Here is a 26,145-nt window from a genome sequence, read left to right on the forward strand (position 1 = left end):
ACCATCCACCGACTGGCCCACAGTGAGCGGCCGGTCCGCCGGCTGGCGGACAATGTCCCGGTGAACGACCTCGCCGCCTTCCTCTCCCTCCTCACCCCCGAGGGCCGCGCCCTCCTCGACGCCGTACGCGACACCGACCCCGCCGACGAACTCGCCGTCGCCACCCGGCTGCGCCGCGAGCACCCCGCCGAGCTGGTGTCGGCGGCGCTCGGGCAGGCGCGGCTGCGCCAGCGGGCGGTGGCGAAGTTCGGGGCCGCGGACGCGGGGCGGATGTTCTTCACCCCGAACGGCGTCGAGCAGTCGACGCGGGCGAGTGTCGCGGCGTACCGGGCCCACCGGATGAAGGAGCTGGGGGTGAGCTCGGTCGCCGACCTGTGCTGCGGGATCGGAGGCGACGCGATCGCGTTGGCGCGGGCCGGGATACGGGTGCTCGCGGTGGACCGCGATCCGGTGACTGCGGCCGTGGCGCGGGAGAATGCGGAGGCCCTCGGCCTCACCCGCCTGGTCGAGGTACGGGAGGCGGACGTCACCGAGGTGGACGTCTCCGGCTGCGACGCTGTGTTCGTCGACCCCGCCCGACGCGGCGGCCGCGGAAGGATCTTCGATCCCGAGGCGTACTCGCCGCCCCTGTCCTGGGCGATCGAGACCGCCCGCAAGGCCCCCCGTGCCGCACTGAAGATCGCGCCCGGGATCCCGCACGAGGCGATCCCGGCGGAGGCCGAGGCCGAGTGGATCTCGGACGGCGGGGACGTGAAGGAAGCCGTGCTGTGGTTCGGGACCGATCCCGGGGCCGTTCGGGCCACCCTGCTGCCGGGACCGCGCTCGCTGCTCTCCCGAGGCCTCCCCGACCCCGAAGTCCGGCCGGTGGGGCGGTACTTGTACGAGCCGGACGGCGCCGCCATCCGCGCCCACCTGGTCGCCGAGGTCGCCCAGCAGCTGGACGGCGGCCTGGTCGACGCGACCATCGCGTACGTCACGGCGGACGAGCTGCGGCCGACGCCGTATGCCGCCGCCTACGAGATCACCGATCAACTCCCCTTCAACGTGAAGAAGTTGAAGGCACTGCTGCGGGAGCGCCAGGTCGGCATCCTGACCGTGAAGAAGCGCGGGTCGGCGGTCGAGCCGGAGGAGCTGCGCAAGAAGGTCAAGCCTCAGGGGCCCAACGCGTCGACCGTGTTCCTGACCCGAGTGGCGGGGGCGCCGACGATGCTGGTCGGGCGGCCCGCGTAGTCAGGCCTCGTCGGCAGCCGCCCGCTTGAGCAGCATCTCCCGCTCCCGCTCGTTGCGCGCCAGCCGCGCCGCCCGCTCGAACTCCGCCCGCGCCTCGTCCGTACGGCCGAGGCGCAGCAGGAGATCGCCGCGCACGCTCGGCAACAAGTGGTAGTCCCGCAGCGCCGGTTCGGCCGCGATCGCGTCGACGATCTCCAGCGCGGGCTCCGGCCCCTGTGCCATCGACACGGCGACCGCGCGGTTCAGCTCGACCACGGGGGACGGGGCGCGGGCGGACAGCAGGCCGTACAGGGTGGTGATGGTCTGCCAGTCGGTCTCCCCGTAGGTGTACGCGTGCGCGTGGCAGGCGGCGATCGCGGCCTGGAGGGCATACGGCCCCGGCGCTCCCGTGGCGGTGGCGCCCGCCCGGTCCAGCGCCGCGATGCCGCGGGCGATGAGCATGCGGTTCCAGCGGCTGCGGTTCTGCTCCTTGAGGAGGATCGGCTCGCCGGACGGGCCGGTGCGGGCCGCCGCGCGGGACGCTTGGAATTCGAGGAGGGAGGTCAGGCCGTGGACCTCGGGCTCCTTGGGCATCAGTCCCGACAGCACGCGGGCCAGCCGCAGCGCGTCCTCGCACAGCGACGGGCGCAGCCAGTCGTCGCCGGCCGTGGCGGCGTAACCCTCGTTGAAAATCAGGTAGATGACGTCCAGGACCGAGCCGAGGCGTGCCGCGCGGTCGGAGCCGTACGGCACCTCGAAGGCGACGTTCCTGGTCGCCAGGGTGCGCTTGGCGCGGACGATCCGCTGGGCGACCGTGGCCTCCGGCACCAGGAACGCCCGGGCGATCTCCGGCGTCGTCAGGCCGCCGAGCAGCCGCAGGGTGAGGGCGATGCGGGCCTGCGGCGACAGCACCGGATGGCACGTGGTGAAGACCAGCCGCAGCAGGTCGTCGTCGATGTCCTCGGGGTCATGGAGGGCGGGCGGCTCCTCCGGCGGCGCCGTCGTCTCCAGGTCGCGGCCGATCTGTGCGAGCTTGCGGGCGTAGTTCTCGCGGCGGCGGATCAGGTCCACGGCGCGGTGCCTGGCGGCGGCCATGAGCCAGGCGCCGGGGTTGTCGGGGACGCCGTCGCGGGGCCACTGCTCCAGCGCGGCGACCAGCGCGTCCTGCGCGAGTTCCTCGGCGATCCCGACGTCGCGGACCAGCCGGGCGACGGCGGCGATCACGCGAGGAGACTCGATGCGGAAGACGGTCTCGATGGCGCCGTGCGGGTCTGCGGTGGGCTGCGGGGTCACAGCCCACCATGCAACACCCGTACGGCCGGGTATCCAAGGAGGCCGGATCAGCCCTCGGCGATCTCCCGCACCTCGCAGGTGACCTGCCAGCCCTCCCCGTGGACCTTCACGAACCGCGAGGCCCACTCCAGCGCCTCGGCCTTGTCCTTGCACTGCGTGATCGCGTAGCCGCCGATGACCTCCTTGGACTCGGTGAAGGGCCCGTCGGTGACGGAGACGTCGGCGCCGTCCCAGTGCACGCGGGTGCCCTGCGCCGACGGGGTGAGACCGGCGGTGTCGAGCATGACGCCGGCCTTGGTGATCTCCTCCAGCAGCTCCCCCATGCGCTGCATCATCTCGGGGCTCGGGCCGTCGGCGGGGGCGGTGGACTCGTCGATCCGGACGAGCGACAGGTAGCGCGGCATGGTGACTCCTCAGGGGTTCGGTGCGTGGGCGACCGGGTTCTTCCCGGCCTCTCACCCCTGCGTCGAACGGGAGGCTCCCGGATCGACACGCTCCGCGGATTTCTTTCGAAGATCTTTTGCTGTCACTGCAGCGACTCCCACAACTCCCCCGCCTCCGGCTCCTGAGCCACCACCCGGTTGCGGTCCGAGGGCGCCGGCACCACCGGCATCGTCACCGTCCGCACGGTGTCCGACGACAGCCCCTGCAGGCTCTGCCCCAGCCCCGTCAGCTCGCCCAGTGAGTCCAGACCCGTGTCGGTCGTCAGGCTGCCCGTCACCGCGTCGGCGACCCGGTAGAGGCGGGCCGGGTCGGTGAGGAGGTCGGTGGCGGAGATCTGGTCCAGCAGAGCCGTCACCAGCTGCTGTTGCAGGCCTATACGGCCGAGGTCGCTGCCGTCGCCTATGCCGTGCCGGGTGCGGGCGAGGGCCAACGCCCGGGTGCCGTCCAGGTGATGCGTGCCCGCCTCCAGGGTCAGGTGGCTGTCCTCGTCGTCGATGTCCTCGTCCGTCGTGACCGTGACGCCGCCCAGCGCGTCCACCAGCTTTGCGAAGCCCGAGAAGTCGATCTCGATGTAGTGGTCCATGCGGACGTCCGTGAGCGACTCGACCGTCTTGACCGCGCAGACGGGGCCACCGAGCGCGTACGCGCTGTTGAACATCGTGCTGTACGCCACCTCCGTCGAACCGCCCGACGGCAGCGGGCAGGACGGGCGGGTGACCAGGGTGTCGCGCGGGATGCTGACGACGGTCGCCTCAGTGCGGCCGGCGTCGATGTGCACCACCATCGCCGTGTCGGCGCGGGCGCCGGTGCTGCTGCCGCCACCCAGCTTCCGGTTCTCCTCGCCGGTGCGCGAGTCCGAGCCCAGGACGAGGATGTTCAGGGAGCCGGTGGGCAGGGCGGAGGCGGACGCCGACGAGACCGGTGCCGTCCGGCCGCTCAGGGGGCGATCGTCGCCGAGGGCGCTGTCGATGTCGACGCTCTTGATGTTGTGGTTGAGGTGCCAGTAGGCCCAGCTCACGGCAGCCGCGCCCAGCACCAGGGTGCCCGCGAAGACGAGTCCGGCCGCCTTCAGCGCCTTCGACCGCCGGGTTGCCCGTCCGCCGAAGTCCCCGTCCGCTGCACGCCCGTTCGCCCCAAGTCCCGTCACAGGCAGGAACGTACGTCCGAATTATTACGGGCAGGAGTGTCAGTCCGCCTTTTCTTCGGAAATTCTCAGACTTACGGGAGATCCCATCGAGACGCTTCCGAAAGTTTCGACCGACCAACCGACTTGCTTCGATGCATCGTGGGGCTAAGCCGCCGACGGCTCCCCCGTGCTGCTCCGCACCACCAGGCTCGTGGCCAGCTCCACCCGCGTCGCGACCGGCGCCCCCTGCTCCCGCGCGAGGTCAAGGACCAGCTTCGCCGCCGCCTCCGCCATCTCCGTCAGCGGCTGCCGTACGGTCGTCAGCGGCGGCCCCACCCAGCGTGCGATCGGCAGATCGTCGAAGCCGACCACACTCAGGTCCTCCGGAATGCGCAGCCCCAGCTCGCGCGCGGCCTCGTACAGCCCGAGAGCCTGGAGGTCGTTGCCGGCGAAGACGGCGGTCGGCCGGTCCGGGCGGCGCAGCAGTTCCAGGCCCTGCCGGTAGCCGGTCTCGTGGTGGAAGTCGCCGGGCCGGATCAGGTCCGGCTCGACCGGGAGCCCGGCCGTCTCCAGGGCGGCGCGGTAGCCGTCGATGCGTGCGCGGCTGCACATCATGCGGGACGGCCCGGTGATCGCGCCGATCCTGCGGTGCCCGAGCTCCACCAGATGGCGGGTGGCGGCAAGCCCGCCCTGCCAGTTGGTCGCCCCGATGGACGGCACGTCGGCGCCCGGGTCGCCCGCCGGGTCCATCACCACGAACGGGATCGAACGGCTGGTCAGCAGGGCACGCTGGGACTCGTCGAGCCCGGACAGCACGAGGATCACGCCGTGCGGACGCCGGGCGGCGACCTGGTCGGCCCACGTCCTGCCCGGGGTCAGCCGCCCGGCGCTCTCGCTCAGCACGACACTCAGCCCCGCATCGCGGGCGACGTTCTCCACGCCCCGGATGACCTCCATCGCCCACGCGCTCTCCAACTCGTGGAAGACCAGGTCGATCAGGGGTGAGCGGCTCGCCTCGGCCCGCCGTCGGCGGTAGCCGTGGGCGCGCAGCAGTTCCTCGACGCGGGTGCGGGTGGCCGGGGCGACGTCGGCGCGTCCGTTGAGGACCTTCGAAACTGTCGGCGCGGAGACGCCGGCCTCGCGGGCGATCTCGGCGAGCGTTGCGGTCTGGGTGGACCGGCCGGTCGACGGTGGTGTCGTCCGGGTTTCACGCGTTGTGGTCCGGGTTTCGGCGGGCTCCGAGGGTGTCATGGCGGCGATCGTATCCCTGCGCGACCTCTTGACGAACCCTTCTCACCGCGCCTAGGTTCCCGGAACATTCGAGGCAAACAACGAAACATTCGCGAGAGACTGATGAGAGGGCCTCCCAGCTGCCGCCCGGCCAGGAGTTTCATGACCACCGCCCGGACAGGAGTTTCATGACCACCGCCCCCTGGCGCGACCCCGCCCTGCCCGCCGCCGCCCGCGTCGACGACCTCCTCTCCCGGATGACCCTGCAGGAGAAGACCGCCCAGCTGTACGGGGTATGGGTGGGCGCCGCCACGGACGGCGAGGCACGGACCGAGGGAGTCGCCCCGCACCAGCACGACATGACCGCCGACTATGACTGGGCCGAGCTGATCACCCACGGCCTCGGCCAGCTCACCCGCTCCTTCGGCACCGCCCCCGTCGACCCGGCACCGGCCGCGCAGGCACTGGCCCGCGCCCAGCGCCGTATCGCCGGGGCGGGCCGCTTCGGCATCCCGGCGGTGGCCCACGAGGAGTGCCTGGCGGGCTTCACGGCCTGGCAGGCCACGGCCTACCCGGTACCGCTCGCCTGGGGAGCCACCTTCGACCCCCGCTCATCGAGGAGATGGCCGCCCGCATCGGCCAGGACCTGCGCTCGGCCGGCGTCCACCAGGGTCTCGCCCCCGTCCTGGACGTCGTACGCGATCCGCGCTGGGGCCGCGTCGAGGAGACCATCGGCGAGGACCCGTACCTGACCGGCACGATCGGTACGGCATACGTCCGGGGCCTGGAGTCGGCCGGCGTGATCGCCACACTCAAGCACTTCGCCGGATACGCGTCCTCTGCGGGCGCCCGCAACCTAGCACCCGTACGGGCGGGCATCCGCGAGTTCGCGGACGTGACACTCCCTCCCTTCGAGATGGCGCTGCGCGAGGGCGGGGCCCGGTCGGTGATGGCGGCGTACAACGAGACGGACGGCGTGCCGGCGTCGGCGGACCCGGCACTGCTGACCGAACTCCTGCGCGCGGAATGGGGGTTCACGGGCACGGTGGTCGCCGACTACTTCGGTATCGGCTTTCTGGAGACGCTGCACCGAGTGGCGGGCAGTGCGGGGGAGGCCGCGCACGCGGCGCTGGCGGCCGGCATCGACGTGGAACTCCCCACCCTGAAATGCTACGGGAAACCACTGCTGGAGGCCGTCCGGTCGGGCGAGGTAGCGGAGGAACTGGTGGACCGGGCGGCCCGCCGAGTCCTGCTCCAGAAGTGCGAGCTGGGTCTCCTGGACGAGGACTGGACGCCGGAGCCGAAGACAGCGGACCTCGACCTGGACTCGGCGGCGAACCGCGCCCTGGCTCGGCGTGTGGCCGAGGAGTCGGTGGTGCTCCTGGACAACCCGGACGGCGCCCTGCCCCTCTCCCCCGATGCCCGTATCGCGGTCGTGGGCCCGCGCGCGGCGGACGCGTTGGCGATGCTGGGCTGCTACTCCTTCCCGTCCCACGTCCTCACGCACCACCCCGAGGTGCCGATGGGCATCGAGATCCCGACGCTCCTTGAGGCCCTGCGCGCCGAACTCCCCGACGCCAAGGTGACGTTCGCCGAGGGCTGCGCGGTGTCCGACCCGGACACCGCAGGCTTCGAGGAGGCGGTGGCCCGGGCGTCGGAGGCGGACGTGTGCCTGGCGGTGCTGGGCGACCGGGCCGGCCTGTTCGGGCGGGGCACGTCGGGCGAGGGCTGCGATGTGACGGACCTGCGGCTGCCGGGGGTGCAGGGCGAGCTGCTGGACGCGCTGGTGGCGACGGGCGTCCCGGTGGTGCTGGTCCTGCTGACGGGCCGCCCTTATGCGCTGGGGCGTTGGCAGGGGCGGCTGGCGGCGGTCGCCCAGGCGTTCTTCCCGGGAGAGGAGGGCGGGCCGGCGGTGGCAGGGGTGCTGTCGGGGCGGGTGAGTCCGTCGGGGCGGTTGCCGGTGAGCGTGCCGCGGGAGCCCGGAGGGCAGCCGTGGACGTATCTTCAGCCGCCGCTGGGGCTGGCGGGAGAGGTGAGCAATCTCGATCCGACGCCGCTGTACGCGTTCGGGCACGGACGGTCGTACACGACGTTCGAGTGGACGGACTTCACCGGAGGCGAGGCCCTCACGGAGATCGGCACAGACGGCTCGTACGACGTATCGGTGACGGTCCGCAACACGGGCGACCGCGCCGGCGCGGAGGTTGTGCAGCTGTACCTGCACGACCCGGTGGCGTCGGTGACGCGGCCGGATGTGCGGCTGATCGGGTACCAGCGGGTGGAGTTGGCGCCGGGGGAGGCGAGCCGGGTGACCTTCCGCTTCCACGCGGACCTGTCGTCCTTCACGGACCGTTCGGGGCGCCGGATCGTCGAACCGGGGGTTCTGGAACTGCGGGTGGCGGCGTCGAGTGCGGACGTACGGCATACGGCACGGCTGCGCCTCATCGGGCCGGTACGGGAGTTGGCTTCGGATCGGCGGCTGCGGAGCGAGCCGGAGGTGTCGGAGCCGGAGTGACTCAGGCGCCGGGACAGACTCCTACGAGGGGCTGCCGCACTCGTGGTGGACGTACTGGTCGATCTCGAGCGAAGCCCTGGCCGCCCCCAGCCAGGCCATCAGCCCCGCCCCGAGGAAGATGCCCTTCTGCTGCGGATCGTCGAGATCCCTGATCTCCTGGACGATCTCCAGAAACACGGCGGCCTCCCCTGCGTCGACGAGTCGTCCGAGCGGTTCCACTCCCAGCCGCCCGGAGATCTCCTCCGGCCGGAGAGAGTGGCTGACAACCCTGAGATACATGCGAAATGCGCTCATGGGACGTACATGCGACGAGCCCTTAAGACCCCTCCCCCGTCCACCCTCACCCCGGCCAGGCATCCACCGACTCGAACCGCCACCGATGAACCGCCCGAGTCACCAACTCCCCACCCGGTTCAGCAAGTTCAGGCAGCTCCGCGTCGTACGCCGCATCCCACCACGTGATGACGAGCACCCGATCCTCCGGCGCCCGAAAGACCTCCCGGCGCAGCGGCCGTACGGCCAGCTCCTGCGCCCGGGCCCAGTCGAGCAGGGCCTCGCCCCGCCCCGGAACCGCCCGCGCCTCCCACATCAGCGCGACCGTCACGAGTAGAGGTTCTCCTTGCTGACCTCGTGCACATGGTCGTGAGTGTGGCCGGTGCCCGGCACATGAGGGTCCGTCACCGGCAGCGAGGAGTCCGCCGACAGGTCCCAGCTGGACGCCGGCCGGTTCCGGGCCACCATCTCCGCGCCGAGGGCCGCCACCATCGCCCCGTTGTCCGTGCACAGCTTCGGCCGGGGTACCCGCAGCCGGAGGCCGGCCCGCTCGCAGCGTTCCTGGGCGAGGGCCCGCAGGCGGGAGTTGGCCGCGACGCCGCCGCCGATCATCAGGTGGTCGACGCCCTCGTCCTTGCAGGCGCGGACGGCCTTGCGGGTCAGCACGTCGACGACCGCCTCCTGGAAGGACGCCGCGACATCGCGCACCGGCACCTCCTCGCCCGCCGCCCGCTTGGCCTCGATCCAGCGGGCCACCGCCGTCTTGAGGCCGGAGAAGGAGAAGTCGTACGCCGGATCGCGCGGCCCCGTCAGACCGCGCGGGAACGCGATCGCCTGCGGGTCGCCCTCGCGCGCGTACCGGTCGATGACCGGACCGCCCGGGAAGCCCAGGTTCAGCACCCGGGCGATCTTGTCGAAGGCTTCGCCCGCCGCGTCGTCGATCGTGGCGCCCATCGGGCGGACGTCGGAGGTGATGTCCGACGACAGCAGGAGCGACGAATGGCCGCCGCTCACCAGCAGCGCCATCGTCGGCTCCGGCAGCGCCCCGTGCTCCAGCTGGTCCACGCAGATGTGCGAGGCGAGGTGGTTGACGCCGTAGAGCGGCTTGCCCAGCGCGTAGGCGTACGCCTTCGCCGCCGACACGCCGACCAGCAGGGCACCGGCGAGGCCGGGGCCGGCGGTGACGGCGATCCCGTCCAGGTCCCTCGCGCTCACCCCCGCCTCCTTCAGGGCGCGGTCGATGGTCGGGACCATCGCCTCCAGGTGCGCCCGGGAGGCGACCTCCGGCACGACGCCCCCGAAGCGGGCGTGCTCGTCGACGCTGGAGGCGATGGCGTCGGCGAGCAGGGTGGTGCCGCGGACGATGCCGACGCCGGTCTCGTCGCAGGAGGTCTCGATGCCGAGGACTAGGGGTTCGTCCCGCGAGTCAGCCATGGGTCTCGGTTCCTTGTACGGAGTTTGCACCCGCGGCGTAGCCGCTGTCGGGCGCTGTGGTCAGTCTCATCACCAGGGCGTCCACGTTCCCCGGCTGGTAGTAGCCGCGCCGGAAGCCGATGGCCTCGAAGCCGTAGCGCTCGTAGAGCTTCTGCGCCCGGACGTTGTCCACGCGGCACTCCAGCATCACTTCGGCGCACTCGAAGTCGGTCGCGGCCTGCAGCAGTTCGGTGAGCAGACGGCCGCCGAGCCCCGTCCCCCAGTGGTCGCGGGCGACGGCGATGGTCTGGACGTCGGCCAGTTCTCCGGCGGAGGCGAGCCCGGCGTATCCGACGAGCTGTTCGCCGTTCTCGGCGACGACGTAACGCCGTGTCGCCCCGGGCCCGCGCGAGTGGGCCAGCTCGGACCAGAACATGCCCCTGGACCAGGCGTCCTCGGGGAAGAGTTCCTTCTCCAGGCCGAGTACGGCGTCGATGTCCCACCAGCGCATCTCGCGCAGCACGGCACCGGCGGCAGCGGCGGGAGTCGGCGTCACGGGTTCGGTCACTTGGGGGTGACCACCTTGTAGTTCTTGGGGACCTGGGCATCGGGCCGGCGCAGGTACAGCGGCCGGGGCGCGGGGAGTTCCTCGCCCGCCGCCAGCCTCTCGGCGGCCAGTGCCGCGAGGGCCGCCGCCGACACGTGCTCGGGCTCGTGGGCGCTGGGGAAGGTGTCGGGGTACAGCAGCGCGCCCGCGCCGACGGCCGGCAGCCCGGCGACCTGGTCGGCGATGTCGGCGGGCCGGTCCACGGCCGGGTCGGTCAGCCGCGTGCGGGAGTCGGCGTACCGCGCCCAGTAGACCTCCTTGCGCCGGGCGTCCGTCGCGACGACGAAGGGGCCCTTCTCGATGTCGGCGGCGTAGGCGAGGCCGTCCAGCGTGCACACGCCGTGCACGGGGACGCCGAGGACGAGCCCGAAGGTGTCGGCGGTCATCAGGCCGACGCGCAGCCCGGTGTAGGGGCCGGGTCCGATGCCTACGACGACGCCGGTGACGGCGTCGAGCTTCACACCGGCCTCGGCGAGGACCCGGTCGACGGCCGGCAGCAGCAGCTCGCCGTGCCGGCGCGCGTCCACCTGGCTCGACGAGGCGATGACGTCCGTACCGTCGTGCAGCGCGACGGTGACGGCGGGGGTGGCGGTATCCAGAGCGAGCAAGAGCACGCAAACAGCCTACGGCGCCCGCGCCCCGGGAAGCGCCGTCCCGGTCGGCCGCTTGACGACTGCTACGGTCGGAATCGATCACCAGGTACGACGCGAACGCTGAGGTGGCCAGTGTCAGGCAGCAGCTCCTCAATCGTGACGGGGCTGACCGCGGTTGCCCTTGCGACGGTCGGCTTCCTCGCCTTCCAGGCCTACTCGAACATCCCGGCCGACCTGGGCAGGCCGGTCGCCGACAGCGTTCCCAGGGTGAGCACCGCCAAGGCGCCCCGCGACGGGAAGGACCCCGGCGCGCTGCCCCCCGGGTCCGGTGCGGGGAGGCGGGTCGTCTACTCGGTGGACGACGACCGGGTGTGGCTGGTCGACGCGGGCGAGAAGGTCAAGCGCACGTTCCGCGTGACCCCCGGATCGGTCGACCCGGCTCCGGGCGCCTACACCGTCACCTCCCGCTCCAACGCGGTCACCGGCACCGACGGTCTCCCCGTGGAGCACGTCGTCCGCTTCGCCGGCGTGGACAACGTCACGATCGGCTTCAGCACGCTCGCCGACGGCCCGGCACCCCTGCCCGCCCCTTCCGTGAAGACGGGCGGCATCCGCGAGTCCCGGGCCGACGGCAACGCGATGTGGGACTTCGCGACGATCGGCCGAACGGTTGTCGTGATCCGCTAGGGCCTGTCGGCGCGCCGTGATCCGCTATGCGGCGTGGCGGTGCCCGTGGTCGGCGGGCTCGCGGTTCGTCTCCGGGTCGGGCAGACGCGGCGGGGTGGAGATCACGTTCGCCGCGGCACCGGCCGCCAGCAGATCGCGCATGGACACCCCGCTGGCCGGCGCGTACGGCCGCGCCTCGCTCTGCGCCTTGCTCTGCGCCTTGCTCTGCGCCTTGCTCTCGGATGCCGACATGGACGCCTCCTGGGGCCGGGGGCGGGCGTAGTTAGGCAGACCTAACCACGGACTGGATACCATGTGACCACGCACAAGACCGCAAACGCAATATCTTGCCGACGTCTTGTCGGAATGTTCATCAGGCCCGACCGGTCCCGGCCGCGTACAGGCTTGCAGCGCCCTCAGGCCCACGTCGCGCTCAGGCCGACAGCACGCTCAGATCCACCGCGGCCCAGCGCTCGCCCAGCCCCGTCACCGTGACGTGCCGTACCTCGTCCGTCGTGTCGCCGACGGCCCGGTGGATCACGAGCTGCAGCCGTTCCTCGGTCAGTTCCTCGACCTTGCCCTCGCCCCACTCCACGACGATCACCGACTCGGGCAGCGAGACGTCGAGGTCGAGGTCCTCCATGTCGTCCAGGCCGCCCGACAGCCGGTAGGCGTCGACGTGGACGAGCGGCGGGCCCTCGCCGAGGGAGGGGTGCACACGGGCGATCACGAAGGTCGGCGACGTGACCGCGCCCCTGACCCCCAGCCCCTCGCCGAGCCCCCGGGTCAGCGTCGTCTTGCCCGCGCCGAGCTCCCCGCTGAGCATCACGAGATCACCGGCGCGCAGCAGTTTGGCGAGTCGCCGGCCCAGCTCCCGCATCTGCTCGGGAGAAGTGACGGTCAGGTCGAGGTCACCCGCGTTGTGCGGTGCTGCTGGTGCTTCCATAGCCACTTACGGTAGCCCCTGCGGGCACGGCACCCGCCCGGGTGAGCAGGTCGGCCATACGGTCGGTGACCACTTCCGGGTGCTCCAGCATCACCAGGTGCCCGGCGTCCGGCACCAGGACCAGCTCGGCGTCCGGCAGCAGGTCGGCGATCGCCTCGCTGTGCTCGCTGGGCGTGACGAGGTCGCCCACACCGGCCAGGACGAGCACCGGCATCTCCGTGAAGAGCCCGAGCGCCTCGGTCTTGTCGTGGTCGGCGAAAGCCGGGTAGAACTCCGCGACCACGTCGATCGGCGTCCCCTCGATCATCCGCTCGGCGAACCGCGCGACGGCCGGGTCGACGTCCCGGGACGAGAACGAGTACCGCTTGATGATCCCGGCGAACAGCTCGGCGGTGGCCCGGCGCCCCTTCTCCACCAGCTCGGCCCGCTGCCCCAGCGCCTTGAGCACGCCCGGCAGGATGCGCCGTACCGCGTTCACGCCCGCGACGGGCAGCCCGAAGTTGACCTCGCCGAGCCGCCCGGACGAGGTACCGACGAAGGCGGTGGCCACGACCCGGTCCCGGATCAGCTCCGGGAACTGGTCGGCCAGCGCCATGACCGTCATCCCGCCCATGGAGTGTCCGACCAGCACGAGCGGCCCCTCGGGCGCGGCCGCGTCGATGACGGCCTTCAGGTCGCGCCCCAGCTGCTCGATGTCGACGTGCTTGCCCTCCTCCGTCTGGGCGACGCCGCGCGCGGACCGGCCGTGGCTGCGCTGGTCCCAGTGCACGGTGCGCACGACGCCCCTGAGCGCGGCGCGCTGGAAGTGCCAGGAGTCCTGGCTGAGGCAGTAGCCGTGGCTGAACACGACGGTGACGGGGGCGGGTGCCTTGCGCCCGAAGAGCCGTCGCCGGCGCGGGGTGAGGGCGGGTGCGGCCTCGGGGTCGACGTCGTCGACCTCGTAGTACAGCTCGGTGCCGTCGTCGGCGTACGCCTTGCCGGGCATGCCGCGCAGCGAGCCGTACGGTCCCGCCGAGTCGAGCGCGAGCCGGGCCTTCTGCCGCATGCCGCGGCCCACGGTCATCCGCTCTATGGCGACGCCGGCGGCCGCGCCGGCCGCGATCACGCCTATCGCGGCGCCGGCGAAACCGGTCGCCCGGCGCCAGTTCGCGGCCGCCCCCGTGGCGGAGGCGACGGCCGCGACGACCTCCGCACTGCTCTCGCTCACGTACCGCTCCTCTTCGCTGGGTCGTGCCCGGTGTCTCGGTGTGACATGGGTGCCGGGTGGTGCGGGTTGTCCCGCTACGGGTTACCCGCCTGGTTCCTCATTCACATAACCGCATTCGGATGGACGCATCACATTGCCCGCGTCACATAGCCGCATCACGAAGACGCATCACATGGACGCATTCCTGTAGACGCGTGGAACGCGCGTTCCGATCCGCGTGACGATTTCGTAGGCGATGGTCCCCGCGGCCTGGGCCCAGTCCTCGGCGGTGGGCTCACCGCGGTCACCGGGCCCGAACAGCACCGCTTCCGCGCCGGCCGCCGGCTCGTCCCCGCCCAGGTCGACGACGAACTGGTCCATCGCGATCCGCCCCGCGACCGTCCGCCACTTGCCGCCGACCAGGACGGGACCGGCGCCGGAGGCGTGCCGCGGGATGCCGTCGGCGTAGCCGAGGGGGACGAGGCCGAGGGTGGTCTCGCCCGGGGTGACGTAGTGATGGCCGTAGCTGACGCCATGACCGCCCGGGACGTGTTTCACCAGTGCGAGGGACGCCGAGAGCGTCATCACGGGCCGCAGCCCGAAGTCAGCGGGGCTGCCCAGCTCGGGGCTGGGCGAGATGCCGTAGGTGGCGATCCCGGTGCGCACCAGGTCGAAGTGGCTGTCGGGGAGGGTGAGCGTGGCGGGCGAGTTGGCGATGTGCCGCACCTCGGGCCGCGCGCCCCGCGCCTCGGCGTACGCCACCATCTCGCGGAAGAGGGAGAGCTGGGCGGCGATGGACGGATGCCCGGGCTCGTCGGCGCAGGCGAAGTGCGACCAGAGTCCGGTGATCCGGATCAGCCCGTCGGCCTCGGCCCGCAGGGCCTCCCGCACGAGCTCGGTCCAGTCGTCCCCGGGCTGGCAGCCGCCCCGGCCCAGCCCGGTGTCGGCCTTGAGCTGCACGCGCGCGGGAGCGCCGGCCTGCCGGGCGGCCTCGGTGACCTCGCGCAGGGCCCACATCCCGCTGACGGAGACGTCCAGGTCGGCCTCGATGGCCTCGCGCCAGGGGCCGCCCGGTGTCCACAGCCAGCACATGATCCGTACGCCGTCCAGACCGGCGGCCCGCAGCACGAGGGCCTCCTCGGGCGTGGCCGTACCCAGCCAGCCGGCGCCAGCCTCTATGGCCTCGCGGGCGCACCGGACGGCCCCGTGGCCGTACGCGTCCGACTTCACGACGGCCATCAGGGCCGCGTCCGGCGCGTGGGCGCGCAGGGTCCGCACATTGGCCCGCAGGGCGGCCAGATCGATCTCGGCGCGGGCACGCAGGGGGGCGGTCCGCAGGGCTGCTGTTTCTGTCATGGCGCCCCCAGTGTCTCAGAGGGGTACGACATCGCCGCCGAGCCGGGACCCGCGCCCCTGACCACCGGTCCCGCGCCAGCGGGTCACGCCTCCGGCCGGTGCCCCCACACGTACACCTGGTCGTTGTTCTTCAGCACGCCCCACAGCTTCCTGGCCTCGTCCAGGCGCAGATTGACGCAGCCCATGGAGCCGACGGCGGTGAAGATGTTGCCGTAGACGCCGTGGAAGGCCTGGCCGCCGCTGAAGAACTGGGAGTAGGGCATGGGGCTGTTGTAGAGGCTCGACACGTGGTTCTTGTGCCGCCAGTAGATGCGGTGCGACCCGACCCGCGTCTCGTACCCCTTGCGCCCGCTCCTGACGGGCACGGGCCCGAACACCACCTTCTTGCCCTTCTGCACCCAGGCCAGCTGCCGGTCGAGGTCGACACAGGCGACCCGGTACCTGCGTACCGGGCACTTCTTGGCGGCATTGGGGTTCTTGCTGGCGGAGACCAGCTGCATGGTGGCCCAAGTCACCGGGCCGGCGAAGCCGATGGCGGGCTTGATCTTGTGCTTGGTCTGGAAGGCGCGGATGGCCCGGCAGTCGGCGGGCGACTGCTCCCCGTCCACGCGCCGCTTCAGCCACCGCTCGACCTGCCGCTGGTGCGGTCCCGTCTCCTGGCTGCACTTCACGCCCTCGAGGGCGTCCATCGGAGGGATGTACTCCACGAGGTCGTTCGTCTCGTCCGGCGCGTCCTTCGGCTCGACGGCGTCCTCCTCGGGGCTGGGCGTGTACACCTCCGGGGGCAGCGCCTGGTCGGGCGTGTCGGTCGGCCGGAGGTTGAGCAGGTCGGGTACGCCCGGCACGAGTTCGGCCTCCGGCCCGGAAGCCGGGGGCACGGGGTCGGCCGAGGCGCTGCCGACGGGCAGCAGGGTGGCGCCGGCGAGCAGCACAGCGATGCTCCGGCTTGCGATACGTCCGCTGATCATGCGCACAGGGAAGCGTGAGGGCCTGCCCGGCGGGAGGCGCCGCGCGGCGGGGTCACCCTAACGAGGCGCGGGAGACCGGGCTGGGGAACGGGCGACCGAACCGTAGGGTGCTCGGCATGAGCATCATCGGGGTCGGCATCGACGTGGCCGAGATCGACAGGTTCAGCGCGGCACTGGAACGCACCCCCGGGCTGGCTGAACGACTGTTCCTGCAGAGCGAGTTGCTGCTGCCAAGCGGCGAACGCCGGGGCATCGCCTCGCTCGCGGCCCGTTTCGCGGCGAAGGAGGCTCTCGCGAAGGCGCTGGGCGCACCGGCGGGCCTGCTGTGGACGGATGCCGAGGTCTACGTCGAGGACAGCGGCCGGCCACGGCTGCGGGTGTCGGGGACGGTCGCGGCACGGGCGGCCGAACTGGGCGTACGGTCCTGGCACGTGTCGCTGAGCCATGACGCCGGGGTCGCGTCGGCGGTGGTGGTGGCGGAGGGCTGAGGCCGCCGGCCCTCGCGCCCCGGCCGGCCAAAAGGCACACCGATGCGTCCATGGATGCGACGAGCCGCGCCGCGTACGGAAGACTCGGTCGTATGCGGACTGCGTACAGCGTGGAGACGGTAAGGGCGGCCGAACGGGAGCTGATGGCACGGCTTCCGGACGGTGCGCTGATGCAGCGGGCGGCGGCCGGACTCGCCGTGGCCTGCGCGGATCTGCTGGGCCGGGTGTACGGCAGCCGGGTCGTGCTGCTGGTCGGCAGCGGCGACAACGGCGGCGACGCCCTGTATGCCGGGGCCCGACTGGCCCGGCGCGGGGCGGGAGTTGCCGCGGTGCTGCTGAACCCGGAGCGGGCGCACGCCGGGGGCCTCGCGGCGCTGCGGCAGGCGGGCGGCCGGGCGACCGGGGTCGACGGCGCCGAGGAGTTGATCGAGCGCGCGGATCTCGTCGTGGACGGAATCGTCGGGATCGGCGGCAAGGGCGGGCTGCGTCCGGATGCGGCCCCGCTGGCCGCCGCCGCCCGGCGGTCCCGGGCCGCGGTGGTCGCCGTGGACCTGCCGAGCGGCGTGGACGTGGACACGGGCGAGGTACGCGGCACGGCACTGCGGGCCGACCTCACCGTCACGTTCGGCACGCACAAGCCGGGCCTGCTGATCGATCCGGCGCGGGACTACGCCGGTGTGGTGCGCCTGGTCGACATCGGCCTGGCGCTGCCGAACGACGCGGTGGAGCTGGAGGCTCTGCAACACGCGGACGTGGACCTGCTGTTGCCGTCGCCCGCGGCGGAGACGGACAAGTACCGGCGAGGTGTCGTGGGCATCGCGGCCGGCTCGGCGCGCTATCCGGGTGCGGCCGTCCTGGCGGTGGCGGGGGCACTGCGGGGCGGGGCGGGAGCCGTACGGTACGTCGGCCCGGCCGCGGACGCGGTGATCGCCCGGTTCCCCGAGACGCTGGTGTCGGACCGGGGCCCGAAGAAGGCCGGGCGCGTGCAGTCCTGGGTCGTCGGCCCCGGCGCCGGGGACGACGCGGCGGCGGTCGCGGAGGTCCTGGCGACGGACGTGCCGGTGCTCCTCGACGCGGACGGCCTGCGGCTGGCGGACGCGGACGCGGTACGGGGGCGTACGGCACCGACTCTGATGACCCCGCACGCCGGGGAGGCGGCGGCGCTGCTGGGTGTTTCCCGCGAGGAGGTCGAGGGGGCTCGGCTGGCTTCGGTACGGGAGTTGGCGGGGCGGTATGCGGCGACGGTGCTGCTGAAGGGGTCGACGACGCTGGTGGCGGACGCCGGGGGCACCGGCCCGGTCCGGGTGAACCCGACGGGTACGCCATGGCTGGCCACGGCCGGCAGCGGGGATGTGCTGTCCGGTTTGGCGGGATCACTGCTGGCGGCGGGGCTCCCGGCGTTGGATGCTGCGAGCGCGGCGGCGTATCTCCACGGCCTGTCGGCAAGGTTCGCGGCGGACGGGGCGCCGGTCGGGGCGCATGACGTGGCTGAGGGGATTCCGGATGCCTGGCGGGACGTACGGAGTTGAGGGAACCGCTTCCGGACGGCGGAGACCGGCGTCACCGCGCCGCCGTCGTCCTGGCGAGGCCGTCGCATGAGGGCGATCGTCATCGGGGCGGGCATCGGAGGACTGGCCGCCACCCTGAGCCTGCGCCGGGCGGGTTGGGACGTCACGATCGTCGAGCAGGCAGCCCGCTTCACCGAGGTCGGTGCCGGAATCCAGCTCGCGCCCAACGCCACGCGGGTGCTGCGCCGGCTGGACGTCCTCGACGCGGTCGCCGCACCGGCCTCCCGCCCCTCCCACCTGAGCTTTCGCACCTGGTCCGACGGGTCGGAGATCTGCCGTTACGGGACGGGCCGTGCGGCCGAGGACGAGTTCGGGGCGCCGTACCTGCTGCTTCACCGCGCCGATCTGCACCGGGCCCTGGTCGCCGCGGTGCCACCGGAGTCGGTGCGCCTGAACACGACGGTCGTGGACATCGCCCAGGACGACAACTCCGCCCACGTCACGACGGCGACCGGTGAGCGCCTGGGCGCGGACCTGGTGGTGGCCGCGGACGGCATCCGCTCCGCCGCCCGCCAGTGGCTCTTCGGCAAGGACGAGGCGGTGTTCTCGGGAACCGCCGCCTACCGGGCCCTGCTCCCCGCCGCCGAGGTGGCCGACTTGGGTCTCCCCCCGCTCGCCGTCTGGCTCGGCCCGGACCGCCACTTCGTCCACTACTGGGTGCGCCGCGGCGAACTCCTCAACGTCGTGGCCGTCTTCAGCACAGAGGAGCCGACGCAGGAGTCATGGACCGCTCAGGCAGAACCCGGCGAGCAACTGCGCGAGTTCGCGGCCTGGGACGCCCGGGTCCTGAGGATCCTCGAACGCGCGGGCCAGGTGCTGCGCTACGGCATCTACACCCGAGCCCCGCTTGCTCGTTGGAACGTCGGCCGGGTGACCCTCCTCGGCGACAGCGCCCACGCGATGGTCCCGTTCCAGGCCCAGGGCGCGGCCCAGGCGATCCTGGACGCGGCCGCACTGGGCGACGCCCTCACGGACGCGACGCCCACCGAAGTTCCCGCCGCACTCGCCCGCTACACCGCCCGCCGCCTACCGACCGCCACCGCCACACAGTCCGCCTCGACCCAGGCAGGCAGAGACTTCCACTTACCGGACGGCCCGGAGGCCAGGTCGAGAAACGCCCGCATGGCGGCACACGCAGCCGAGAACAGGTTCATGCCGCAGGCGACGGCGTGGCGGGAGGACGGACCGGACGACGAGCCGGACCACTGAACGGCCCGGCCGGCAGCTCAGGTCTGGTCGTCGTCCTGGTCGTCGACGAACAGGTCCTCCACCCGCTCGACGGTGCCGACTCGGTCGAGCCAGGCATCGACACGGGGAAGGTCCGTACAGGTGGCGATCCGCTCCCGCACCTCATCGGAGACGGCGATGCCACGCACCTCCAGGACACGCAGAACACCTTCCGCCTTGCCCTCGGCCCGTCCTTCGACTTTGCCCTCGGCCCGTCCTTCGACCTTGCCCTCGGCCTTGCCCTCCAGGTACGTCTCCTCGAAGAGGGTTCCCCGGCCCGGAAAGTATGTGGCGACCATCTTCTCCAGCTCTCTCCATGTCTCCCGGGCCGGAGTGTTCTCCAGACCGACTTCCAGCAACTCGCACCAGTACATGGCCGTGGCCCTGTCGAGCGACCGCATCCCCTGGGCCATCAAGTTCAGTATGGCCGGGCTGTTCCTGCTTTCACTGTGCACGATGGCCGCAAACGTGGCCATCGCCGGATGTCGCGCCACCATCGACTCATCCGTGATCTCCGGAACGTTCTCCGGCCCCAGCACAAAGGGACGCGTGACCTGCGTCTCCCACACCCCGACGCGGCACTCGAAGGGGCCTGCGGCCCAACTCGCGGTCGACCGGTCCCGGCAGACCGCGACGAGCAGCACCGGCAGGTTGAACTTCGCCCGCAGGTAGGCGACGTAGTAGGGCCAGGTGGTCCCCTTGTCCTAGCCGGTCTGGTCTGGGCCTCGATGGCGAGCAGAAAGTTCTCCCCATCGGCGGACTCGACCTTCAGCACCGTGTCCACTCGCCGCTCCAGCGGCTTGATTTCCGTGGCGTCGGGAGTGAGCACTTCGATGTTCGCCTTCACGGGCGGCGGCAGCCCCAACGCCTCGAATACGGGGGCGAGGACCTCCGGATGATCCTGAAAGATCCGGTGCGAGGCCTCGTGGGTGGATGTGACCATGCGCGCAACGTAATGGGGCCGAAGATCGGGTTGCCCGGCGATCAACAGGCGTTCACCCTTTCGAGCGGCGGGAAAACGTTCCCGCCGCCGAAGTCGGCTCGCACGACGCGCACTTACCCTGTGGGCCCCCTCACTCCACCGTCACCTCACTCCACCGTCACCGACTTGGCCAGATTCCGAGGCTGATCCACGTCGTTGCCCCGAGCCGTCGCCAGTTCACAGGCGAACACCTGCAGGGGAACCGTCGCCACCAGCGGCTGAAGCAAGGTCGGCGTGGCCGGGATCCAGATGAGGTGGTCCGCGTACGGCACCACCGCCTCGTCGCCTTCCTCCGCGATGACGATGGTCCGCGCGCCCCGGGCCCGGATCTCCTGGATGTTGGACACGATCTTGTCGTACAGAACCGACCGCCCCCGGGGCGAAGGCACGACCACGACCACCGGCAGATCGTCCTCGATCAGAGCGATCGGCCCGTGCTTCAACTCCCCCGCCGCAAAGCCTTCGGCGTGCATATAGGCGAGTTCCTTCAGCTTCAGCGCCCCCTCCAGCGCCACGGGGTATCCGACATGCCGCCCCAGGAACAGCACCGTCTTCTTCGCGGCCAGCGACCGCGCCAGCTCCCGCACCGGCTCCATGGTCTCCAGCACCCGCTCGACCTCACCGGAGATGTGGGAGAGATCCCGGATGACCGCCCCGATCTCGTCGCCCCACTTGGTGCCCCGCACCTGCCCCAGATACAGCGCGACGAGGTAACACGCCACCAGCTGCGTCAGGAACGCCTTCGTCGAAGCGACCGCGACCTCCGGCCCGGCATGCGTGTACAGCACCGCATCCGACTCACGCGGAATCGTCGACCCGTTGGTGTTGCAGATCGCCAGCACCCTGGCCCCCTGCTCGCGGGCATGCCGCAGCGCCATGAGGGTGTCCATGGTCTCGCCGGACTGCGAGATGGCGATGACGAGGGTCTGCTGATCGAGGATCGGATCCCGGTACCGGAACTCACTGGCCAGTTCGACCTCGCAGGGCACCCGCGTCCAGTGCTCGATGGCGTACTTGGCGATCATGCCGGCGTGAAAGGCCGTACCGCAGGCGACGATGACGACCTTGTCGACTTCCCGCAGCTCGGAGGCGCTGATGCGCACCTCGTCCAGCGTCAGCGAACCGGAAGCGTCGATGCGCCCCAGCAACGTGTCGGCGACCGCCTTGGGCTGCTCGGCGATCTCCTTGAGCATGAAGTAGTCATAGCCCCCCTTTTCGGCGGCCGAGGCGTCCCAGTCGACGTGATACGACCGCACCTCGGCCGGCCGCCCGTCGAACCCGGTGACGGTCACCCCGTCCCGCCGCAGCTCCACCACCTGGTCCTGGCCCAGCTCGATCGCCGACCGCGTGTGGGCGATGAACGCGGCGACATCCGAGGCGAGAAAGGCCTCACCCTCCCCAACACCCACCACCAGCGGCGAGTTCCGCCGCGCACCGACCACCACGTCGGGCTCATCGGCATGCACGGCGACCAGCGTGAAGGCCCCCTCCAACCGTCGGCACACCAGCCGCATGGCCTCGGCGAGGTCGGCGCAGACCGAGAACTCCTCGGCGAGCAGGTGCGCGACCACCTCGGTGTCGGTCTCGGAGGCCAGCTCGTGCCCCCGCTCCGCCAACTCGGCCCGCAGCCCGGCGAAGTTCTCGATGATCCCGTTGTGCACGACGGCGACGCGCCCCGTGTTGTCGAGATGCGGATGCGCATTCGCGTCCGTGGGCCCGCCGTGCGTGGCCCACCGCGTGTGCCCGAGCCCCGTGGTCCCGGTCGGCAACGGCCGCTCGGCGAGCTCCTTCTCCAGATTGCCCAGCTTCCCGGCCTTCTTGGCCCCGGCCAGCCCCCCGTCCGCCAGCACCGCGACCCCGGCCGAGTCGTACCCCCGGTACTCCAGCCGCTTCAGTCCGGCCATCACGATCTCGAGCGCCGACTGCGACCCCACGTATCCCACGATTCCGCACATGCGCGGCAGCCTACGGTCCGCTCGTCAGGGAAATCGCCCCCGAACTCCGCGCCGCCTGCCCGAATTCGGAAATTCCTGGGGCCCGTCAGGTCTTCGCCCGATAAGAGCGCATGGCCAACGGATAGAACACCAGCGCGATCCCGGCCGCCCACACCAGCGACCACAGCACCGGCTCCGCCACCGGCCCACCCAGCAGCAGCCCCCGGAACGCGTCCGACAGATGCGTCACCGGATTCACGTCGCTCCACGCCTGCAGCCACCCCGGCATGGTGTCCACCATGACGAACGCGCTGCTCGTGAACGTGATCGGGAAAATGATCGTGAACGCGAAGGCCTGCACCTTCTCGGCGTCCCCCGCCAGCATCCCGATCAGCACCGCGCCCCACGACACCGCCGCCGCGAACACGACCACCAGCAGCGTCCCGAGCAGGAACCCGCCCAGCCCTCCGGTGATCCGGAAGCCGAGCAGCAGGCCGAGGCCGATCATCAGCAGCAGCGCCCAGACGTGCTTGGCGAGGTCGGCGGTGATACGGCCGATGAGCGGGGCCGAGCGGGCGATCGGCAGGCTGCGCAGCCGGTCGAAGACGCCCTTGGTGAGGTCGGTGTTGAGCGCCATGGCGGTGTACATGGTCATGAACAGGGTGTTCTGGACGATGATCCCCGGCAGTGCGTACTTCAGATACGCCTCGGGCGACCCGGCCATCTGCCCGCCCAGCACATACGTGAAGAGGAACACGAACATGATCGGCGTGATGCTGTAGTCGACCAGTTCGAGCGGGTTGTGCTTCACCGCGACCAGGCTCCGCCAGGCCATCGTGAAGGTCTGCCGCATCCCGTCGAGCGGTCGCACCCGGCCCGACTTGGTGACCGGGGCCGTGATGGTCGTGGTGGCGGCGGTCATGACCGGCTCACCGCCTTCTCCAGCTCGCTCTCGTCGTCGTCCCGTACGGCCGCCCCGCCGTTCCCCTCCGGCTCGCCCGGCTCGGCACGGTGTCCGGTCAGCGCCAGGAACACCTCGTCCAGCGACGAGCGCCGCAGCGCCAGCTCGCCCACCGCGATCCCCTCACGGTCCAGCGTGCGCACGACCGCAGGCATCAGCTCGGGATCCTTCACCGGGGCGGTGATCGTCTCGCCCTCGATCTGCGTCTGCGGACCGGCCGCCTCGGCGACCAGCAGGTGCGCCCGTACGAGATGCTCCGCCGCCACCGGCCGCAGCTGCAGCACCTGGCCCCCGACCTGCGACTTCAGCTGGTCGGGCGTGCCCTCGGCGATCACCCGGCCCTTGTCGATCACCACGATGTCGTCGGCGAGCACATCGGCCTCGTTCAGGTACTGCGTGGTCAGCAGGGCCGTCGCCCCGTCCGCGACCAGGCCCCGCAGCAGGTCCCAGAGCTCACCACGGCTGTGCGGGTCGAGTCCGGTCGTCGGCTCGTCGAGAAAGAGGATGCTGGGCTGCCCGACGAGACTGGCCGCGAGGTCCAGACGCCTGCGCATGCCGCCGGAGTAGGTCTTCGCGGCCCGCCCGGCCGCGTCCGCCAGCTGGAAGCGCTCCAGCAGCTCGGCCGCGCGCGCCTTCGCCTCCCGGCGTGGCAGACCGAGCAGCCTGCCGATCATCAGCAGGTTCTCCGTACCGGTCAGATTCTCGTCCACCGCCGCGTACTGCCCGGTCAGCCCGACCATGGCGCGTACGACCCCGGCCTCCCGGACCACGTCGTGCCCGGCCACCTGCGCCCGGCCACCGTCCGGCCGGAGCAGGGTCGCGAAGATCCGCACCGCGGTGGTCTTCCCCGCGCCGTTGGGACCCAGCAGTCCCAGCACCGTGCCTCGCCGGGCCCCCAGGTCGACCCCGGCCAGCGCCTCGGTGTCCTTGAACCGCTTGACCAGGCCTTCCGCCTCGATCGCATACGTCATGGGTCACCCCCTGGGGATCGGTGGACCCCGGGCTGGGCCCACCTCTCCCACAACTGTGACGCACGCCACTGACATTCCCCACTTGCCCGGGTACCGGCCCAAGGCAGCCGTTTTCTCCAGAGAACGCGGCGGCGTGACGGATCCCACCTCACCGTCCGTTCGTACTCCCGTAACAATGGACTGTGATCTCTCCGGTCTCCTCGATGCCCCGGAGCGCCCACCGGCCCAGGCCGGAGGCGACTCCCTACGTCGACCTCACCCGCTCGGAGTGGAGCGCGCTGCGCGACAAGACCCCGCTGCCGCTCACGGCGGAGGAGGTCGAGAAGCTGCGCGGTCTGGGCGATGTCATCGACCTCGACGAGGTCCGCGACATCTACCTCCCGCTCTCCCGCCTCCTCAACCTCTACGTCGGCGCCACGGACGGCCTCAGAGGGGCGCTGAACACCTTCCTGGGCGAACAGGGCTCCCAGTCCGGCACCCCGTTCGTCATAGGGGTCGCCGGTTCGGTCGCCGTGGGCAAGTCCACGGTCGCCCGTCTCCTGCAGGCCCTGCTCTCCCGCTGGCCCGAGCACCCGCGCGTGGAGCTGGTCACCACGGACGGTTTCCTGCTGCCCACCAAGGAGCTCCGGGCCCGCGGCCTGATGTCGCGGAAGGGATTCCCCGAGTCCTACGACCGCCGCGCCCTCACCCGGTTCGTCGCCGACATCAAGGCGGGCAAGGACGAGGTCACGGCTCCCGTCTACTCCCACCTGATCTACGACATCGTCCCGGACCAGAAGCTCACGGTCCGCCGCCCCGACATCCTGATCGTCGAGGGCCTGAACGTCCTCCAGCCCGCCCTGCCCGGCAAGGACGGCCGCACCCGGGTCGGCCTCGCCGACTACTTCGACTTCAGCGTGTACGTCGACGCCCGCACCGAGGACATCGAGCACTGGTACCTCAACCGCTTCAAGCGGCTGCGCGAGACCGCCTTCCAGAACCCCTCCTCGTACTTCCGCAAGTACACCCAGGTGTCCGAGGAGGAGGCCCTCGACTACGCCGGCACGATGTGGCGCACCATCAACAAGCCCAACCTCGTCGAGAACATCGCCCCCACCCGCGGCCGGGCCACCCTGGTCGTCCGCAAGGGCCCGGACCACAAGGTGCAGCGGCTGAGCCTGCGCAAGCTGTGAAGCTGTCACAGGGGCCTGTTAGAAAGGCGTCATGCTGCATCTGCGCCTGATCACGCCGGCCGACCGGACCGACGACGTGGTCCGCCTGATCGAAGGGACGGTGGGGGCGACCCACCTCGCCGTCCTGCCGGGCGCCGCCCGCAACCCCTCCGGGGACCTGGTGATGTGTGACGTGGCGCGCGAGGCGGGCGACGAACTCCTCACCGATCTCCAGCAGTTGGGCATCGGGGAGTCCGGCTCCATCGCCGTCGAGAACATCGACCTGTCGCTGTCCAAGCGTGCCGACAATGCCGAGAAGGAGGCACCGGGCGAGGGCGCGGACGCGGTGCTGTGGGAGCACCTCGCGGACGCCACGCACGAGGAGTCGACGCTCTCCGTCACGTACCTCGCCTTCATCACGCTCGCCACGATGATCGCGGCCTGCGGTGTGGTCCTCGACAACGCGATCCTGATCGTGGGCGCGATGGCGGTCGGCCCGGAGTTCGGACCGCTGGCGGGCGTCTGCACGGCGGTTGTGCAGCGAGCCCCCCGCCTCGCACTGCGCTCACTGATCGCACTGCTGGTGGGCTTCGCGGCGGCCATGGTGGTCACGGTGGGCTTCAGCTACTTCATGGACGCCGTGAACCTGTTCAGCCACGAACAGTTGGACGCCGAACGCCCCAACACCCACTTCATCTACCGACCCGACTGGTTCTCGTTCGTCGTGGCCGTCCTCGCCGGCTGCGCGGGCACGCTCTCCCTGACCTCGGCCAAGTCGGGCGCGCTGGTGGGCGTCGCCATCTCGGTGACGACGGTCCCGGCCGCCGCGAACGCCGCCGTGGCCTTCAGCTACGACGAGTACAAGCAGGCCTGGGGCTCCACCGAACAGCTCCTGCTGAACCTGCTGGGCATCGTCCTGGCCGGCACCCTCACACTCCTGGCCCAGAAGTGGTTCTTGACCAAACAGCGCCAACGCAAGAACGCCCTCTAAGGGGCGCGGGGAACTGCGCGCCAAGCCACAACAAACCCGCGGCCCGC

The 26,145-nt window shown here is 71.4% G+C and carries 25 protein-coding genes and 1 pseudogene; 8 read left to right on the forward strand and 18 right to left on the reverse strand.

The features are described 5' to 3' along the window. Positions 1 to 60 precede the first annotated feature (60 nt). Positions 61 to 1,230 (forward strand): THUMP-like domain-containing protein, encoded by a 1,170-nt coding sequence (locus OHO27_RS16175; RefSeq protein ID WP_328424526.1) that lies wholly within the window; start codon positions 61 to 63, stop codon positions 1,228 to 1,230. On the opposite strand, the gene OHO27_RS16180 is transcribed toward OHO27_RS16175, so the two are convergent. From OHO27_RS16180 to OHO27_RS16195, 4 genes are all read right to left on the reverse strand, one after another. Next, positions 1,231 to 2,502: an RNA polymerase sigma factor gene (locus OHO27_RS16180; RefSeq protein WP_328424528.1), complete on the reverse strand. Its 1,272-nt coding sequence runs from the start codon at positions 2,500 to 2,502 to the stop codon at positions 1,231 to 1,233. A 47-nt stretch (positions 2,503 to 2,549) separates the two neighbouring features. Next, positions 2,550 to 2,906 (reverse strand): YciI family protein, encoded by a 357-nt coding sequence (locus OHO27_RS16185; RefSeq protein ID WP_328424530.1) that lies wholly within the window; start codon positions 2,904 to 2,906, stop codon positions 2,550 to 2,552. A gap of 122 nt (positions 2,907 to 3,028) precedes the next feature. Further along, a complete protein-coding gene (locus tag OHO27_RS16190; protein ID WP_443059709.1) occupies positions 3,029 to 4,099 on the reverse strand; it encodes an LCP family protein in 1,071 nt (356 codons plus the stop codon). A 138-nt stretch (positions 4,100 to 4,237) separates the two neighbouring features. Continuing rightward, positions 4,238 to 5,323 (reverse strand): LacI family DNA-binding transcriptional regulator, encoded by a 1,086-nt coding sequence (locus tag OHO27_RS16195; protein ID WP_328424534.1) that lies wholly within the window; start codon positions 5,321 to 5,323, stop codon positions 4,238 to 4,240. 167 nt (positions 5,324 to 5,490) lie between these two features. Here OHO27_RS16195 and OHO27_RS16200 point away from each other — a divergent pair. After that, positions 5,491 to 7,817 (forward strand): annotated as a pseudogene (locus OHO27_RS16200) (glycoside hydrolase family 3 N-terminal domain-containing protein). Between the two features lie 21 nt (positions 7,818 to 7,838). Here the strand turns inward: OHO27_RS16200 and OHO27_RS16205 are convergent. The 5 genes from OHO27_RS16205 to tsaB are packed head-to-tail and all read right to left on the reverse strand — an operon-like array spanning position 7,839 to position 10,724. After that, the gene (locus OHO27_RS16205; RefSeq protein WP_328424536.1) at positions 7,839 to 8,111 is read right to left on the reverse strand and encodes a hypothetical protein; all 273 of its coding nucleotides are present in this window, start codon (positions 8,109 to 8,111) and stop codon (positions 7,839 to 7,841) included. Between the two features lie 46 nt (positions 8,112 to 8,157). Continuing rightward, positions 8,158 to 8,421, reverse strand: a complete 264-nt coding sequence (locus OHO27_RS16210; protein ID WP_328424537.1) for a hypothetical protein — start codon at positions 8,419 to 8,421, stop codon at positions 8,158 to 8,160. Next, a complete protein-coding gene (gene tsaD / locus OHO27_RS16215; RefSeq protein WP_328424539.1) occupies positions 8,418 to 9,524 on the reverse strand; it encodes a tRNA (adenosine(37)-N6)-threonylcarbamoyltransferase complex transferase subunit TsaD in 1,107 nt (368 codons plus the stop codon). Before tsaD ends, OHO27_RS16210 begins: the two co-directional genes overlap by 4 nt. Further along, on the reverse strand, positions 9,517 to 10,071 hold the full coding sequence (gene rimI / locus OHO27_RS16220; protein WP_443059551.1) for a ribosomal protein S18-alanine N-acetyltransferase: 555 nt from the start codon (positions 10,069 to 10,071) through the stop codon (positions 9,517 to 9,519). The genes tsaD and rimI overlap by 8 nt, the downstream gene beginning before the upstream one ends. Further along, positions 10,068 to 10,724 carry a tRNA (adenosine(37)-N6)-threonylcarbamoyltransferase complex dimerization subunit type 1 TsaB gene (gene tsaB, locus OHO27_RS16225; RefSeq protein ID WP_328424541.1) on the reverse strand — a complete coding sequence of 219 codons (657 nt, stop codon included), beginning with the start codon at positions 10,722 to 10,724 and terminating at the stop codon, positions 10,068 to 10,070. The genes rimI and tsaB overlap by 4 nt, the downstream gene beginning before the upstream one ends. Positions 10,725 to 10,835: 111 nt before the next feature. Between tsaB and OHO27_RS16230 the strand changes: the two genes are divergently transcribed. Next, complete coding sequence (locus OHO27_RS16230; protein ID WP_328424543.1) at positions 10,836 to 11,390, forward strand: hypothetical protein; 555 nt, start codon at positions 10,836 to 10,838, stop codon at positions 11,388 to 11,390. A 24-nt stretch (positions 11,391 to 11,414) separates the two neighbouring features. Here OHO27_RS16230 and OHO27_RS16235 read toward each other — a convergent pair whose 3' ends face one another. The 5 genes from OHO27_RS16235 to OHO27_RS16255 form a co-directional block, all read right to left on the reverse strand. Beyond that, positions 11,415 to 11,621 (reverse strand): hypothetical protein, encoded by a 207-nt coding sequence (locus OHO27_RS16235; RefSeq protein ID WP_328424545.1) that lies wholly within the window; start codon positions 11,619 to 11,621, stop codon positions 11,415 to 11,417. Between the two features lie 181 nt (positions 11,622 to 11,802). Further along, on the reverse strand, positions 11,803 to 12,315 hold the full coding sequence (gene tsaE / locus OHO27_RS16240; protein ID WP_328424547.1) for a tRNA (adenosine(37)-N6)-threonylcarbamoyltransferase complex ATPase subunit type 1 TsaE: 513 nt from the start codon (positions 12,313 to 12,315) through the stop codon (positions 11,803 to 11,805). Next, entirely contained in the window at positions 12,281 to 13,522 is a 1,242-nt protein-coding gene (locus OHO27_RS16245; RefSeq protein ID WP_328424549.1) for an alpha/beta fold hydrolase, read from the reverse strand. The genes tsaE and OHO27_RS16245 overlap by 35 nt, the downstream gene beginning before the upstream one ends. Before the next feature lie 168 nt (positions 13,523 to 13,690). Further along, a complete protein-coding gene (gene alr / locus OHO27_RS16250) occupies positions 13,691 to 14,857 on the reverse strand; it encodes an alanine racemase (protein WP_328424551.1) in 1,167 nt (388 codons plus the stop codon). Between the two features lie 83 nt (positions 14,858 to 14,940). Next, on the reverse strand, positions 14,941 to 15,825 hold the full coding sequence (locus OHO27_RS16255) for a L,D-transpeptidase family protein (RefSeq protein ID WP_328424553.1): 885 nt from the start codon (positions 15,823 to 15,825) through the stop codon (positions 14,941 to 14,943). A gap of 116 nt (positions 15,826 to 15,941) precedes the next feature. On the opposite strand from OHO27_RS16255, the gene OHO27_RS16260 reads away from it, so the two are divergent. The 3 genes from OHO27_RS16260 (at position 15,942) to OHO27_RS16270 (ending at position 19,090) form a co-directional block, all read left to right on the forward strand. Then, complete coding sequence (locus OHO27_RS16260; RefSeq protein WP_328424555.1) at positions 15,942 to 16,313, forward strand: holo-ACP synthase; 372 nt, start codon at positions 15,942 to 15,944, stop codon at positions 16,311 to 16,313. A 92-nt stretch (positions 16,314 to 16,405) separates the two neighbouring features. Beyond that, positions 16,406 to 17,842 carry an NAD(P)H-hydrate dehydratase gene (locus tag OHO27_RS16265; RefSeq protein WP_328424557.1) on the forward strand — a complete coding sequence of 479 codons (1,437 nt, stop codon included), beginning with the start codon at positions 16,406 to 16,408 and terminating at the stop codon, positions 17,840 to 17,842. A gap of 66 nt (positions 17,843 to 17,908) precedes the next feature. After that, a complete protein-coding gene (locus OHO27_RS16270) occupies positions 17,909 to 19,090 on the forward strand; it encodes an FAD-dependent monooxygenase (protein ID WP_328424559.1) in 1,182 nt (393 codons plus the stop codon). Between the two features lie 17 nt (positions 19,091 to 19,107). Here the strand turns inward: OHO27_RS16270 and OHO27_RS16275 are convergent, their stop codons facing one another. The 4 genes from OHO27_RS16275 to OHO27_RS16290 all read right to left on the reverse strand — a co-directional run bounded on the left by OHO27_RS16275 (position 19,108) and on the right by OHO27_RS16290 (position 23,956). After that, the gene (locus OHO27_RS16275) at positions 19,108 to 19,521 is read right to left on the reverse strand and encodes a hypothetical protein (RefSeq protein ID WP_328424561.1); all 414 of its coding nucleotides are present in this window, start codon (positions 19,519 to 19,521) and stop codon (positions 19,108 to 19,110) included. Between the two features lie 676 nt (positions 19,522 to 20,197). Continuing rightward, positions 20,198 to 22,045, reverse strand: a complete 1,848-nt coding sequence (glmS, locus tag OHO27_RS16280; RefSeq protein ID WP_328424563.1) for a glutamine--fructose-6-phosphate transaminase (isomerizing) — start codon at positions 22,043 to 22,045, stop codon at positions 20,198 to 20,200. Between the two features lie 85 nt (positions 22,046 to 22,130). Next, positions 22,131 to 22,946, reverse strand: coding sequence for an ABC transporter permease (locus tag OHO27_RS16285; protein WP_328424565.1), 816 nt, complete (start codon positions 22,944 to 22,946; stop codon positions 22,131 to 22,133). Beyond that, positions 22,943 to 23,956, reverse strand: coding sequence for an ATP-binding cassette domain-containing protein (locus OHO27_RS16290; protein WP_328424567.1), 1,014 nt, complete (start codon positions 23,954 to 23,956; stop codon positions 22,943 to 22,945). The genes OHO27_RS16285 and OHO27_RS16290 overlap by 4 nt, the downstream gene beginning before the upstream one ends. A gap of 203 nt (positions 23,957 to 24,159) precedes the next feature. Between OHO27_RS16290 and coaA the strand changes: the two genes are divergently transcribed. Beyond that, a complete protein-coding gene (coaA, locus tag OHO27_RS16295) occupies positions 24,160 to 25,128 on the forward strand; it encodes a type I pantothenate kinase (protein ID WP_328424569.1) in 969 nt (322 codons plus the stop codon). Between the two features lie 31 nt (positions 25,129 to 25,159). Then, entirely contained in the window at positions 25,160 to 26,098 is a 939-nt protein-coding gene (locus tag OHO27_RS16300) for a DUF389 domain-containing protein (RefSeq protein WP_328424571.1), read from the forward strand. Positions 26,099 to 26,145 lie beyond the last annotated feature (47 nt).

Source organism: Streptomyces sp. NBC_00443 (genome assembly GCF_036014175.1).
In the GTDB taxonomy this organism is placed as follows: Bacteria; Actinomycetota; Actinomycetes; order Streptomycetales; family Streptomycetaceae; genus Streptomyces.